Genomic DNA, 13617 nt, shown 5'->3' with positions numbered 1-13617 from the left:
TCTGTGTGCGGCCCCCCTGTTCATGCCAACCGGTGTGACCAGGCCAACCAAAGCCTTCATGGACGGCGGTGCAGGCTCCAGTCTCCACCTCCGCCGCGGCGGCCAACACGTTCGGCGCCCAGCGCACCGAAGTGCTGGGTGGATGTGCACAAGGTTGTCCCTGGAAGGATGGTCATGAGCGCAGGTCTAATCGCGCCGAATTCGGCGCCCATTGCCGCTTCGGATTTGCTGTCTACCGATCACGTCGGTGAACGATTCCGCATTGCGATGGTTGTTCCGCCATACTTCGACGTACCACCGAAGGCTTATGGCGGAGTCGAGGCCGTTGTCGCCGATTTAGTCGACGCATTGGTCGCACGCGGGCACGACGTGACATTGTTCGGCGCCGGTGAACCCGGTACCACAGCGAAATTCGTTCCGGTTTGGGATCGCGCATTGCCCGAACGGCTCGGCGAGCCGTTTCCCGAGGTCGTGCACGCTCTGAAGGTGCGAAGGGCGATCGAACAGGTCGCCGCCACCTCCGGCGTGGATCTCGTACACGACCACACTTTTGCCGGACCACTGAATGCCCCCGCGTATATGGGACTGGGGTTGCCGACAGTGGTGACCGTGCACGGGCCGGTCGACGAGGGCGACTGCTACCACTACTACCGCGAATTGGGTCAGGAAGTGTCGTTGGTCGCCATCAGCGATAGGCAGCGCGAATTGGCGCCCGATCTGAATTGGGTCGGTCGCGTACACAATGCACTGCATGTCGATCAGTGGCCGTACCAAACCGAAAAAGGCAACTACGCACTGTTTCTCGGCCGCTTCACCCCGACCAAGGGCACACATCTGGCATTGCAGGCCGCGCACGAAGCCGGTATTCCATTGGTGCTCGCGGGTAAATGCAGTGAGGCTCCGGAGCGGGCCTATTTCGAGAAACAAGTGCGCCCGATGATCACCGAGCGCGATCATCTCTTCGGGCTCGCGGATGCGTCGGCCAAGCGCAAATTGCTCGCGAATGCGCGCTGCCTGTTGTTCCCGATCGACTGGGAGGAACCGTTCGGCATGGTGATGATCGAGGCGATGGTCTGCGGCACACCGGTGGTCGCGCTCCGTGGCGGCGCCGTTGCCGAGGTCGTCGTCGACGGCGTGACCGGACGGATCTGTGATGATCCCGCCGAATTGCCTGCCGCGATCCACGAGGCGAGCCAGCTGGATCCGGCCGCGTGCCGTGCACACGTCGAGGCGAATTTCGGCGCCGGAACGCTCGGACGCGGCTACGAGCAGGTCTATCACCAGCTCCTGCGTTCGCGGCGGCATGCGCGCGCGGCACTGCTGCTCGATGAGACGGTGCCGGTCCGTATTCCCGCCAGCGAACACGTATGACCGCAGACGCCTGCGCCGCGTCGAATCCCGCACCGCTGAATTCCGGTGAGCCGACCGGCCTCGGCGGTTGCGGCAGTTCGGTGACCTTGGTCGAGGGCGGGACCTTCTGCCTGTCGAATCGGCTCGGCGATGTCGAGCCGGGACACCCGCACGGGTTGTTCTTCCGCGACGCACGCGTCATCTCCCGCTGGGAACTGCTGGTGGACGGCAAACCCGCCGAATCGCTATCGGTGCTCAGCCCGGAGGCGTTCGCCGCCAGATTCGTGCTGCGTCGTCCGCCGCAGGCCGGACAGGCCGACAGCACCCTGCTCGTGGTGCGCGAACGCCTCATCGCCGATGGCATGCACGAGATTCTGACCCTGGAGAATATGGGCCGTGAGGCCACCGCGGTCACCTTGGAACTGCATGTCGACGCGGATTTCGTCGATCTGTTCGCGGTCAAGGAGGGCCGCGTCGCACACGGCCGCGCCGAGGTCACCGTGGCCGAGGGCGAGTTGCTGTTGCACGACCGCACCGATCGGATGCGCGGGCTCACGGTCTCGGCGACCGTCGAGCCCGCCGTTCTGCCCGGCACCCTGCTCTGGCGGGTGGTCGTGCTGCCCGGTGAACGCTGGCAGACCGAGATCGTGGCCCAGCCGACCGTCGGCAATCAGCACATCCAGGCGCCATTGGCGCCGGGGGAGCACCATGGACTCAGCGCACCGAGCCGCAAGATGGCGGCGTGGCGACACACCGCGACGAAGATCATTTCCGCGGATCCGGTGCTCACCCAGGTGCTGCGACGTTCGGAAAGTGACTTGGGCGCCTTGCAGATTCACGACGAATCCGGCGATGGCCGTCCGTTCGTTGCCGCGGGTGCGCCCTGGTTCATGACCCTGTTCGGCCGCGACAGTTTGCTCACCGCGTGGATGGCGCTGCCTCTGGAAGTGGATCTCGCGTTGGGCACACTGCAGCAGTTGGCCGAGACGCAAGGGCAGTGCATCGATCCACTCACCGAGGAAGAGCCGGGGCGGATCATGCACGAGATGCGGCGTGGCCCAGCCAGCGGGCATGTGCTCGGCGGCAATACCTATTACGGAACCGCCGATGCCACACCGCTTTTCATCATGTTGCTGGCCGAATGTCACCGGTGGGGTGCGGACCCGGAGGTGATCAGGGATCTGCTGCCCGTCGCCGATGCCGCGGTGCGGTGGATCACCGATTACGGCGATCGCGACGGCGACGGCTTCGTCGAATATCGCCGTGCCACTGATCGCGGCCTGGTCAATCAGGGGTGGAAGGACAGTTTCGACGGAATCAACGATGCCGCAGGACATCTCGCGGAGGCGCCGATCGCGCTGTGCGAGGTGCAGGGCTATGCGTATACCGCACTGCTGTCCCGCGCGGAGTTGGCCGAGGCCTTCGACGATCAGCGTGCCGCGACCCGGCTGCGCGAGCGTGCCGCCGAATTGCGCGGCAAATTCGCCGAACAGTTCTGGCTGCCGCAGCAGGGGTGGTATGCCGTCGCGCTCGACGGCCGCAAACGGCAGGTCGACGCGCTGACAAGCAATGTGGCGCATTGTCTTTGGACCGGCATCGCCAGTGACGAGCACGCCGCAGAATTGGTTCGGCGGCTCTCCGCTCCCGAAATGGATTCCGGCTTCGGGCTGCGCACCCTCGCATCTACGATGGGTGCGTACAACCCGATGAGCTATCACTGTGGATCGATCTGGCCGCACGATACCGCGATCGCCGTCGCGGGCCTGCTGCGCTACCGGCAGGTGCCGGGTGCGGTCGAGCTCGCCACCCGGCTGGCGGGCGGATTGCTCGATGCGGCGGCATCTTTCGGTGGTCGGCTGCCCGAGCTGTACTGCGGATTTCCGCGCGATCAGTTCGCGGTTCCGGTCCCGTACCCCACTTCCTGCTCACCGCAGGCGTGGGCCAGCGCGGCACCGCTGTTGCTGGTGCGCTCGTTCCTCGGACTGGATCCGGCGGCGCCGTCGCGCACGCTCACTGTCAGACCGCAACTGCCGCCGCAGTGGGGCACGGTCACGCTGAGCGATCTGCGATTGGGTTCGGCGACCGTGGATCTCGAGGCCGAGGGCGATCAGGTCACCACGGTGCGGCTGCCCGATGATTGGAAGATCACGCGATGAACGGCGCCGGATCGGGTAATCCGCCACCGCAATGAAATCTGTTTGCTTCTCCACTGAATACCAGCAGGCTGGAGGTGCACAATGCAGACATCACTGGATCGGCGGGATCTGTGGAGCACTCAACACCGTGATTGCAGTGCCGAACCCATGGATCTCGATCTCGACCTGGCGCGTTTCATCTGCAGTACGCATGCGGGCCATGGTCCGGACTGCCACCAGTATCTCGCCGCGTCGGCGTATTGCGTCGCCTGCGTCGAGGACAACTGAACAAAGTCGGCCGCGCGCCCATTCTCGTTGCATCCCAGCATATTTCGTGGATGTTGTTCGGGAATGAGCGCTCGGGTCGCTAGCCGCGGAACGGGTATTGCTTGTCGAGATCGAGGTTCAGTTCGACCACATTCACCCGCGGCTCACCGAGGAAGCCGAGGGTCCGGCCATCGGTATGGCCATCGACCAGTGCGCGCACCTGCTCCTGGGAGATATTGCGGGCCTTGGCGATTCGCGCGATCTGGATGGCCGCGTACTGTGGCGAGATCTGCGGGTCCAGACCACTGCCGCTGGCGGTGACCGCATCGCTCGGCACCGGTGTGTCGGTCGAGGCATTGCCGATGATCGGGACGATCCGTCCGACCGAGTAGTCCTCACCGGGCTTGGCGCAATCGACCTGGACTCCCTTGTAGGTAGCCAGGAACGGTTTCGTCGGGCACGCCTCATTGACACTCACGACCTGCACCGGATGCGAAACATCGCCATCGGCGTCACGCGGTCCGATCACCGAAAGCACAGCGCCGACACCGCCTTCGGTGCAGAACGGGCGGCCGCCATCGACCCCCTCACGGTCGCCGACCGCCTTGCTGCGCGCACATACGGTCGACAGCAGACTCGACTTCGCTTTCGCCGGATCGGCGTCGATGGTGTCGACAATGCTCTCGGGGCCGAGGTTGGACGCGGCGGTGGACAGCGGGTCGTAGCCGTCGCCCGCCGCCGACGGACGGCTCTGGAAGTACTGCACCAGCGCATTGCCGTCCTTATCGGTGAACGACTGCCCGATCAGGCTGGAGCCGACGACTCCGCCGTCGACCGTGATCAGCGATCCGTCCGCCTTATCGTGCAGCCCGGGGAGCTGAGCGGCCACGAAAACCGCTGCGGGATAGACGATTCCGGTGATCGCGGTGAGCACAAGCAGCGCACGCAATGCGGCAAGATGCTGCCGGATCCAAGTTGACATACGCATATCAGGACATCCCGGGGAGCAGTTGGACGACGAGGTCGATCAGTTTGATGCCGATGAACGGCGCGACGATTCCGCCGACACCGTAGATCGTCAGGTTGCGGCTCAACAGTTTCGAGGCATTGCTCGGCCGGTAGTGCACCCCGCGCAGCGCCAACGGGATCAGTGCGACGATTACCAGCGCATTGAAGATGACCGCGGAAAGGATCGCGGACTGCGGACTGGCCAGCCGCATGACGTTCAGCAGGTCGAGGCCAGGAAACAGCGCGACGAACAGCGCGGGAATGATCGCGAAGTACTTGGCGATGTCATTGGCGATCGAGAACGTAGTCAGCGCACCGCGGGTGATGAGCAACTGTTTGCCGATCTCCACGATTTCGATGAGCTTGGTCGGATCCGAATCCAGATCGACCATATTTCCGGCTTCCTTGGCTGCCGAGGTGCCGGTGTTCATCGCGACGCCCACGTCAGCTTGGGCAAGGGCCGGAGCGTCATTGGTGCCGTCGCCGGTCATTGCGACCAGACGGCCGCCGTCCTGCTCCTGTTTGATCAGCGCCAGTTTGTCCTCGGGCGTCGCCTCCGCGAGGAAGTCATCCACACCGGCTTCCTCGGCAATTGCCTTGGCGGTCAAGGGGTTATCGCCGGTGATCATCACGGTGCGGATGCCCATTCGTCGCATCTCGTCGAAGCGCTCCCGCATGCCTTGCTTGACAACGTCTTTCAGATGTATGACGCCGAGCAGCCGAGCCTTGCCGTCATCGACCTCGCCGACGACAAGCGGCGTACCGCCGGATGCGGAGATCCCGTCGACGATCACGCCGACATCGCCCGGTACGTGCCCGCCTTGTGCGCGAACCCATTCGGTGACCGCGCTGGCGGCGCCTTTGCGAAGCTGGTGCCCGTCCTGCAGGTTCACTCCCGACATGCGGGTCTGCGCGGTGAATTCCACCCAGCTCGCGCCGGTCAGCTCACCGGGTGTGCGCTCGCGCTTATTGAACGCCTGCTTGGCGTAGACGACGATGGAGCGTCCCTCGGGGGTTTCGTCGGCCAGACTGGAAAGCTGTGCGGCATCGGCCAATTCGTCATCCGCAATGCCGGGCATCGGCACGAATTCCGAGGCCTGTCGGTTGCCAAGGGTGATGGTGCCCGTCTTGTCCAGCAGCAGGGTGTTCACGTCACCGGCCGCCTCGACCGCGCGGCCGGACATGGCGAGCACATTGCGCTGCACCAGGCGATCCATACCGGCGATGCCGATGGCCGAAAGCAGTGCGCCGATGGTGGTCGGAATCAGGCATACCAGCAGCGAGACCATCACGATGCCGGTGACGCCGTGCACGTCGAGTGCCGAAGTATCGGCCACCCCGGGGTTGTTCGACTTCGAGAAAATCGCCAACGGCTGCAGTGTCGCAACCGCGAAGACGAAGATGATGGTCAGTGCGGCGAGCAGAATATTCAGCGCGATCTCATTCGGCGTCTTCTTCCGCGACGCCCCCTCGACGAGCGCGATCATCTTGTCGATGAAGCTCGCACCGGGCTCCTGGGTGATCTTGACGATGATGCGGTCGGACAGCACCGTGGTGCCGCCGGTGACTGCCGATCGGTCGCCGCCGGACTCCCGGATGACCGGTGCGGATTCGCCGGTGATGGCCGATTCGTCCACCGACGCGATACCTTCCACCACATCACCGTCCCCGGGAATCACCTGGCCCGCCTCGACAATGACGTAATCGCCGCGTTGCAGCGCCGGAGCGCCGATGCTCTCCTCGACGATCCGCGCACCCGGTGACCAGTCGACCAAACGCCGAGCCATAGTGTCGGTCTTGGCTTTTCGCAGCGTATCGGCCTGCGCCTTGCCGCGTCCCTCGGCCACTGCCTCGGCCAGATTCGCGAAAATGACGGTGAGCCATAGCCATACGACGATCGCCCAGGCGAAGAAGGTCGGCTCGACCAGCGCGAGCACGGTCGACCAGACCGCGCCGATCTCGACGATGAGCATGACCGGGTTATGCCACATGGTGCGCGGGTCGAGCTTGCGTATCGCGTCCGGAATGGCGGTCAGCAGCATCTTGGGATCCAGCACACCCTTGCGGACGCCGCGTTCGTGCTGGACCGGTTCGGTTGTCGCAGTGGACATATCAGTGGATTCCTTCGGCGAGCGGCCCGAGTGCGAGGGCGGGCAGGAAGGTCAGCGCGACCAGGATCACCGTCACGCCGACGACCATGCCGACGAACTGTGGCCGGTGCGTCGGCAGTGTGCCGATCGACTCGGGGGTCTGCCCTTGCTGGGCGAGCGAACCGGCAAGAGCCAGTACGAAAATGATCGGCAGGAAGCGTCCGAAAACCATGGCCAGGCCGAGCGCGGTGTTGTACCACTCGGTATTCCCGGTCAGACCGGCGAAGGCGGAACCGTTGTTGTTCGCCGCGGATGTGAAGGCGTACAACACTTCCGACAGCCCGTGCGGTCCGACGTTGAGCATGCCCGCGCGCTGACCAGGCATGGCCATCGCGGCCGCCGTGCCCACCAGCACGATCAGCGGGCTGATCAGGAAATATGAAGCGGCGAGCTTGATTTCGCGCGGCGTGATCTTCTTGCCGAGATATTCCGGTGTGCGACCGACCATCAGCCCCGCGACGAAGACGGTGATCACCGCGAGGATCAGCATGCCGTACAGACCCGAGCCGGTACCGCCCGGCGCGACCTCACCGAGCTGCATATTGAACATTGTCATCATGCCGCCGAGGCTGGTGTAGGAGTCGTGGAACGAGTCCACCGCACCGGTGGAGGTCAGCGTGGTCGCGGTGGCGAAGGTCGCGGAATCGGCCACACCGAAACGGGTTTCGACTCCCTCCAGCGATGCGCCGATAGCGGTCGGCACCGTGCCGTGGTGCTGCAGTTGGAACAGGTTCTGCAAGGTGACGCTGATCAGCGCGATCGTGCCCATTACCGCCGCGATCGCGTAGCCCTGTTTCTTACTGCCGACCATGCGACCGAAGGTGCGCGGCAGCGAGAAACTGATCACCAGCAGCAGGAAGATTTCGAGCCAGTTGGTCCAGGTCGTCGGATTCTCGAAGGGGTGCGCGGAGTTCGCGTTGTAGAACCCGCCACCGTTGGTACCGAGTTCCTTGATGACCTCCTGGCTGGCCACCGGGCCGCCGGTAATGGTCTGCTCGCCGCCGTTCAGCGTCTGCGCGACCTGGTCGTGCAGGTGGAAGTTCTGGATCGCGCCACCGGCGACGAGAATGATCGCGAAGACGAATGCTAGCGGCAGCAGGATGCGAATGGTGCCGCGCACCAGATCCACCCAGAAGTTGCCGAGATCGCCGGTATGCCTGCGCGCGAAGCCGCGCACCAGCGCGACCGCGACCGCGATGCCGACGGCCGCCGAGACGAAGTTCTGCACCGCGAGCCCGGCCATCTGCACCAGGTGGCCCTGGGTGGATTCACCGGAGTAGTTCTGCCAGTTCGTATTCGTCACGAAGCTGACCGCGGTGTTCCAGGCCAGCGCCGGAGTCATCTCGGTGCCAGGATCGTGCAGGTGCAGTGGCAGCTTGCCCTGGACCAGTTGCAGGAAGAACAGGAACAGGATGCTGACCGCCGAGAACGCCAGCACACTGCGGGCATAGACGCCCCAGGTCTGTTCGACCTCGGGCTGCACGCCGATGGCCCGGTAGATGACCCGCTCCGCACGAGAGTGCTTCTCGGCTTTGTACACCCGGAACATATAGTCGCCGAGCGGCACATGTACGAGGGCCAGCGCGATGATCAGGGATGCGACGAAGGCGATCCCCGCGGTGGTCGTGTTCAACTAGAACCTCTCGGGAAACAGCAGCGCCGCCACCATGTAGACGGCGATGATGACGGCGAGGACCAGACCGATCAGGTTCGCGATCACAGCTTTTCCACTCCGCGCTGGAGTAGGCCAAGTAGCGCGAAGATCGCCACGGTGAGCACCGTGAACACCACGACAGACATTTACACAACCTCCATTGGCGCTCTCGGTATGGCGCGCGACATGGCGAGTCAAGCGGTCATTCGAGCTGGTGCGGAACTTGTTTACGGGTTCTTGGCGGCCCACTGATGAGCATTGACGCTTCGTTTACGGGTGTGGCCCGGACGCCGAGTGAAAGGATGCCGTCAAGGTAGGCGGGCAACCCGTCAACACACCGTAAAGATCCAGATAGACGGCCGATACGGGAGTAGAAATTCATCGACCGGCCATGCGGGGGATGCCAGCGCGACCGGGGTCCTGTTGGTTGGTGAAAGGATCGTCATGTCGACTGCTGCGGTCGCGTTGATCGTCGTATTCATCTCGAGCGCACTGGTCATTCGTGCGCTGTCGGTCATGGTGCAGCGACCAGATTCGAATATCGCGACAGAACGGGTGCGGATATTCGGCGACACGCCCTACCGCGCGATGATGGACGAGTGAAACGCGGCCAACTGCGCATCTACCTCGGTGCGGCACCGGGGGTCGGCAAGACCTACGCCATGTTGGGCGAGGCCCATCGCCGACTCGAACGCGGCCGCGACGTGGTAGCTGCGGTAGTGGAGACACACGGCCGAGCCAAGACCGCGCAACTGCTGGCGGGCATCGAGCGGATCCCGCCGCGCATGGTGGAGTATCGCGGCACCACGCTGCCCGAACTCGATGTGGAAGCGGTGCTGCGGCGCGCACCGGCGGTGGTGCTGGTCGACGAACTCGCCCACACCAACGCGCCGGGTAGCAAACACGGCAAGCGCTGGCAGGATGTCGAGGATTTGCTGGCGGCGGGGATCGATGTGATCTCGACGGTCAATGTGCAGCATCTGGAGAGCCTCAACGACGTCGTCGAGCAGATCACCGGCATCCAGCAGAAGGAAACCGTGCCCGACGCCGTTGTGCGCAGCGCCGACCAGGTCGAACTCGTCGATATCACGCCGGAAGCGTTGCGGCGCAGGCTATCCCACGGCAACGTGTACGCCGCCGACAAGGTCGACGCGGCGCTGCGCAATTACTTCCGGCCCGGCAATCTGACCGCCCTGCGCGAATTGGCGCTGCTGTGGCTGGCCGACCAGGTCGACGCCGCATTGGCGAAATACCGGGCCGACCACAAGATCACCGAGCTGTGGGAGGCGCGCGAACGCGTAGTCGTCGCGGTCACCGGTGGTCCGGAATCGGAAACCGTGGTGCGTCGGGCCAGTCGCATCGCGACCAAATCCAGTGCCGAACTCGTGCTGGTTCATGTGGTGCGCGGCGACGGTCTGGCCGGGGTATCGACCGAACGGCTGAATCGGCTGCGGGAACTGGCTGCCAGCCTGGATGCCTCGCTGCACACGGTCACCGGTGATGATGTGCCGAATACGCTGCTGGAGTTCGCCCGCGAAGTGAACGCGACCCAACTGGTGCTCGGCACCTCCCGCCGCTCACGCTGGGCGCGCATGCTCGACGAGGGCATCGGCTCGGCCGTGGTGCAGGCTTCCGGGAAGATCGACGTGCATATGGTCACTCATGAGGAGGCCAACCGAGGGCTGCGTCGTTATTCGGTGATGCCGCGTCAGCCGATCCGGGCCTGGCTCGCGGCGGTGCTGGTGCCCGCGGCGGTCTCGGTGATCTGTTCGTTCCTGGACGGCTATCTCGAGCTCGGCGGTCTCAGCGCGGTGTTCTTCATCGGCGTCGTCGCGGTGGCCTTGCTGGGTGGCATTGTGCCAGCGGCACTTTCGGCGCTGCTGTCGGGCATGCTTTTGAACTGGTTCTTCGTCGAACCACGCTACAGCCTGACCATCGCCGAACCGGACAGCTTCATCACGGTGGTGGTGTTGCTGATCGTGGCGGTGGCGGTCGCGGCGCTGGTCGATGTGGCCGCGAAACAGAGCCGTCAGGCGCGCAGGGCCTCTCAGCAGGCCGAATTGCTGACCCTGTTCGCCGGTGCCGTGCTGCATGGTGCGGATCTGCCCAATCTGCTCGAACAGGTCCGCGAAACCTATGGGCTGCGCGCGGTCAGCATGCAGTGCGGTGACGAGGTGATAGCGGCGGTCGGCACGAATCCGCCGCAGCGGGCGTCCGAGGCCGAAACCGCTATCCAGGCGGGCGATGCGACGAGCTGGCTGCTGTTGGCGGGACGTCCACTCGCCGCGACCGACCGTCCGGTGCTCAACGCGGTCGCGAATCAGGCGGCCGGGCTGGTCCGTCAGTCCCGGTTGGCCGAGGAGGCCAGCGCCGCCGCGGCCCTGCTCGAGGCCGACCGGTTGCGCCGGGCGCTGCTGTCCGCGGTGAGCCACGATCTACGCACACCGCTGGCCGGTGCCAAGGCCGCGGTTTCCAGTCTGCGCAGCGACGACATCGAGTTCTCGCCCGAGGACACCGTCGAATTGCTGGAGACCATCGAGGAATCGGTGGATCAGCTGACCGCGCTGGTCGGCAATCTGCTCGACTCTTCGCGTCTGGCGGTCGGTGTGGTGCAGCCGCAGTTCCGTCGGGTGTACATGGACGAGGTCGTGCATCAGGCGCTGGTGAGCGTCGGGATGGGCGCGCGCGGGCTGCGGCGGGCGGCGATGGATCGGGTGAAGGTCGAGGTCGGCGAGGTTTCGGTGCGGGCGGACAGCGGCCTGCTGGAACGGGTGCTGGCCAATTTGATCGATAACGCGCTGCGGCATTCGACCCGCGATACACCGGTGCGGGTCACCGCGGAACACGACGGCGATCGCGTGTCGATAGCCGTGATCGATGTCGGACCCGGTGTCCCACCGGGCACCGAGGAGCAATTATTCGAACCGTTCCAGCGGCTCGGCGATCGTGACAACACCACGGGGGTCGGGCTCGGCCTTTCCGTGGTGCGCGGATTCGTCGAGGCGATGGGCGGCACCGTGCATGCCGAACCGACACCGGGCGGAGGATTGACGATGATCGTGGACCTGCCTGCCGATGAAACCGGGGTGAGCAGCCGATGATGAGCACAACGACACCGCGGACCGCACAGGAAGTCGTGATGACCGACAAACAGCAGCAAGCGCCCTCGACCAAGGTGCTTGTGGTCGATGACGAACCGCAGATCGTCCGGGCACTGCGCATCAATTTGTCGGTGCGCGGCTATGAGGTGATCACCGCGGGTACCGGCGCGGCGGCATTGCGCGCGGCGGCCGATAAGCATCCCGATGTGGTCATCCTGGATCTGGGCCTGCCCGATATGGACGGCATCGAGGTACTGGCCGGGCTACGCGGCTGGACGGCGACACCGGTGATCGTGCTCTCGGCACGCACCGATTCGACCGACAAAGTGGAAGCGCTGGACGCGGGCGCGGACGACTATGTCACCAAGCCGTTCGGCATGGATGAGCTGCTCGCCCGGCTGCGGGCCGCGGTCCGCCGCGGCGCGACCGATACCGATGCCTCGGATCCGGTGGTGGTGACGTCCTCGTTCACCGTCGACCTCAGCGCGAAGAAGGTGACCAGGAACGGTGAACCGGTTCATCTGACCCCGACCGAGTGGGGGATGCTCGAAATGCTGGTGCGCAACCGCGGCAAACTGGTCGGGCGGCGCGAGCTGCTGCGTGAGGTGTGGGGGCCGTCGTATGCCACCGAAACGCATTATCTGCGGGTGTATCTCGCGCAGTTGCGGCGGAAGCTCGAGATCGACCCGTCGAATCCGAAGCATCTGCTGACCGAGGCCGGTATGGGATACCGCTTCCAGGAGTGATGTCTCGGAGATCACCGGTCGGGGTGGCCGTTCACGGAAGGGCTCGCGCTCGCGCGGCGTTGCCGGGGATGAGTGTTCCCTTTCGAGAATGGCAGGATCAGACCATGGCTGACCAGACCACCGCATCCGCGACCCCGACCACCGCCGTGACCGAGCCGACCACCCTGTGGGTCGAGCGCACCGGGACCAGGGCGTACACCGGCCGCAGCTCGCGCGGTGCCGAGGTATTGATCGCGTCGCAGGGCGTACCGGGGGCCTTCACCCCCGGTGAGCTGCTGAAAATCGCCTTGGCGGGCTGCTCCGGACTGAGCGCGGACTTCCCGCTCTCACGCAAGCTCGGCGACAGCTTCGACGCGACCATCCGCGTCTCCGGCGACGCCGACCGCGAGAACGAGGTGTACCCGCAACTCGACGAGGTGTTCGAGCTCGACCTCAGCGAATTGGACGAGCAGGCCCGCGAGCGACTGCTGGTCACGGTGCAGCGCGCCATCGACAAGGTCTGCACCGTCGGCCGGACGCTGAAGGCCGGTGCCAAGGTCACGCTCACCTTCGATATCGACGCCATCGACGCGTGATGCCGGAAACGGTTCGGCTCAGCGCATGGGTGCACGGCTACGTGCAGGGCGTCGGCTTCCGGTGGTGGACGCGCTCGCGTGCGCTGGCGCTCGGCCTGGTCGGACACGCCACCAATGCGCGTGATGGTCGGGTGCATGTGGTGGCCGAAGGTCCGCGGCCCGCGTGCGAAATGTTGCTGGATCTTCTGCGTTCTGGCGATACTCCTGGTCGGGTCGACGTTGTTGTGGAAAGCTGGGAGCCCGCGCGGGGAGATTTGTCCGGATTCGAGGAGCGGTAGTGGTTTCGACGACCGAGCGATGTGATCGTTGAGTACGGGAGGTCGGGGGGCGGGAGACGACGCGGGGCGGACTGGGCCCGATCCGGATTCGGGGTCGTCTGGGCCTGGCGTGCCCGAGTCCGGTGCGCAAGCGGGGTCTGAAGCCGAAGCGCCGCAACCGCTTTCGCGGGGTGGTGGATCCCGTTCGGCGGATGCCGGGTCTGGGTCGGTGAGCGGTGGGTCTGGTTCTGCGGATCCGGGGTCTGGTTCGCGGGGCGCTGGATCTGGTTCTGCGGGCGGCGGGTCCGGGTCGGTGGGCAGTGGGTCGGGCTCGCCGGATTCCGGGTCTGGTTCTGCGGGTGCTGGGTCGGGCG

The 13617-nt window shown here is 65.1% G+C and carries 12 protein-coding genes; 8 read left to right on the top strand and 4 right to left on the bottom strand.

The window, feature by feature from the left end; all coding sequences use genetic code 11:
* Positions 1-174 precede the first annotated feature (174 nt).
* From NA5_RS11065 to NA5_RS11055, 3 genes are all read left to right on the top strand, one after another.
* On the top strand, positions 175-1371 hold the full coding sequence (locus NA5_RS11065) for a glycosyltransferase family 4 protein (protein WP_084484070.1): 1197 nt from the start codon (positions 175-177) through the stop codon (positions 1369-1371).
* Complete coding sequence (locus tag NA5_RS11060) at positions 1368-3506, top strand: amylo-alpha-1,6-glucosidase (protein WP_062984709.1); 2139 nt, start codon at positions 1368-1370, stop codon at positions 3504-3506. The genes NA5_RS11065 and NA5_RS11060 overlap by 4 nt, the downstream gene beginning before the upstream one ends.
* Before the next feature lie 81 nt (positions 3507-3587).
* The gene (locus NA5_RS11055) at positions 3588-3773 is read left to right on the top strand and encodes a hypothetical protein (RefSeq protein ID WP_062984708.1); all 186 of its coding nucleotides are present in this window, start codon (positions 3588-3590) and stop codon (positions 3771-3773) included.
* 79 nt (positions 3774-3852) lie between these two features.
* On the opposite strand, the gene NA5_RS11050 is transcribed toward NA5_RS11055, so the two are convergent.
* From NA5_RS11050 to kdpF, 4 genes are read right to left on the bottom strand one after another with little or no spacing between them, the layout of a single operon-like run.
* On the bottom strand, positions 3853-4740 hold the full coding sequence (locus NA5_RS11050; RefSeq protein WP_062984707.1) for a potassium-transporting ATPase subunit C: 888 nt from the start codon (positions 4738-4740) through the stop codon (positions 3853-3855).
* A gap of 1 nt (position 4741) precedes the next feature.
* On the bottom strand, positions 4742-6871 hold the full coding sequence (gene kdpB, locus NA5_RS11045; protein ID WP_062984705.1) for a potassium-transporting ATPase subunit KdpB: 2130 nt from the start codon (positions 6869-6871) through the stop codon (positions 4742-4744).
* A gap of 1 nt (position 6872) precedes the next feature.
* Positions 6873-8543 (bottom strand): potassium-transporting ATPase subunit KdpA, encoded by a 1671-nt coding sequence (gene kdpA, locus NA5_RS11040; RefSeq protein WP_062984704.1) that lies wholly within the window; start codon positions 8541-8543, stop codon positions 6873-6875.
* Positions 8544-8630: a K(+)-transporting ATPase subunit F gene (kdpF, locus tag NA5_RS42140; RefSeq protein ID WP_245672202.1), complete on the bottom strand. Its 87-nt coding sequence runs from the start codon at positions 8628-8630 to the stop codon at positions 8544-8546.
* Positions 8631-9008: 378 nt separating this feature from the next.
* Between kdpF and NA5_RS40275 the strand changes: the two genes are divergently transcribed.
* From NA5_RS40275 to NA5_RS11015, 5 genes are all read left to right on the top strand, one after another.
* Positions 9009-9167, top strand: a complete 159-nt coding sequence (locus NA5_RS40275) for a hypothetical protein (protein WP_157110335.1) — start codon at positions 9009-9011, stop codon at positions 9165-9167.
* Positions 9164-11665, top strand: coding sequence for a DUF4118 domain-containing protein (locus NA5_RS11030; RefSeq protein ID WP_062984703.1), 2502 nt, complete (start codon positions 9164-9166; stop codon positions 11663-11665). The genes NA5_RS40275 and NA5_RS11030 overlap by 4 nt, the downstream gene beginning before the upstream one ends.
* A 38-nt stretch (positions 11666-11703) precedes the next feature.
* Positions 11704-12411, top strand: a complete 708-nt coding sequence (locus NA5_RS11025) for a response regulator (protein WP_062985198.1) — start codon at positions 11704-11706, stop codon at positions 12409-12411.
* A gap of 104 nt (positions 12412-12515) precedes the next feature.
* Entirely contained in the window at positions 12516-12986 is a 471-nt protein-coding gene (locus NA5_RS11020; RefSeq protein WP_062984702.1) for an OsmC family protein, read from the top strand.
* Positions 12986-13264, top strand: coding sequence for an acylphosphatase (locus NA5_RS11015; protein WP_062984701.1), 279 nt, complete (start codon positions 12986-12988; stop codon positions 13262-13264). Before NA5_RS11020 ends, NA5_RS11015 begins: the two co-directional genes overlap by 1 nt.
* Positions 13265-13617: the final 353 nt, after the last annotated feature.

This window comes from Nocardia anaemiae NBRC 100462 (assembly GCF_001612725.1).
GTDB lineage: Bacteria > Actinomycetota > Actinomycetes > Mycobacteriales > Mycobacteriaceae > Nocardia > Nocardia anaemiae.
The sequence above is the reverse complement of the archived record's forward strand: the minus strand, read 5'-3'. Positions and strand labels throughout refer to the sequence as shown.

What these genes read in the sequence shown, in the direction of transcription:
- NA5_RS11065 (WP_084484070.1), top strand. Translation starts at nt 175, where the DNA reads ATGAGCGCAGGTCTAATCGCGCCGAATTCGGCGCCCATTGCCGCTTCG.
- NA5_RS11060 (WP_062984709.1), top strand. Translation starts at nt 1,368, where the DNA reads ATGACCGCAGACGCCTGCGCCGCGTCGAATCCCGCACCGCTGAATTCC.
- NA5_RS11055 (WP_062984708.1), top strand. Translation starts at nt 3,588, where the DNA reads ATGCAGACATCACTGGATCGGCGGGATCTGTGGAGCACTCAACACCGT.
- NA5_RS11050 (WP_062984707.1), bottom strand. Translation starts at nt 4,740, where the DNA reads ATGCGTATGTCAACTTGGATCCGGCAGCATCTTGCCGCATTGCGTGCG.
- kdpB (WP_062984705.1), bottom strand. Translation starts at nt 6,871, where the DNA reads ATGTCCACTGCGACAACCGAACCGGTCCAGCACGAACGCGGCGTCCGC.
- NA5_RS40275 (WP_157110335.1), top strand. Translation starts at nt 9,009, where the DNA reads ATGTCGACTGCTGCGGTCGCGTTGATCGTCGTATTCATCTCGAGCGCA.
- NA5_RS11025 (WP_062985198.1), top strand. Translation starts at nt 11,704, where the DNA reads ATGACCGACAAACAGCAGCAAGCGCCCTCGACCAAGGTGCTTGTGGTC.
- NA5_RS11020 (WP_062984702.1), top strand. Translation starts at nt 12,516, where the DNA reads ATGGCTGACCAGACCACCGCATCCGCGACCCCGACCACCGCCGTGACC.
- NA5_RS11015 (WP_062984701.1), top strand. Translation starts at nt 12,986, where the DNA reads ATGCCGGAAACGGTTCGGCTCAGCGCATGGGTGCACGGCTACGTGCAG.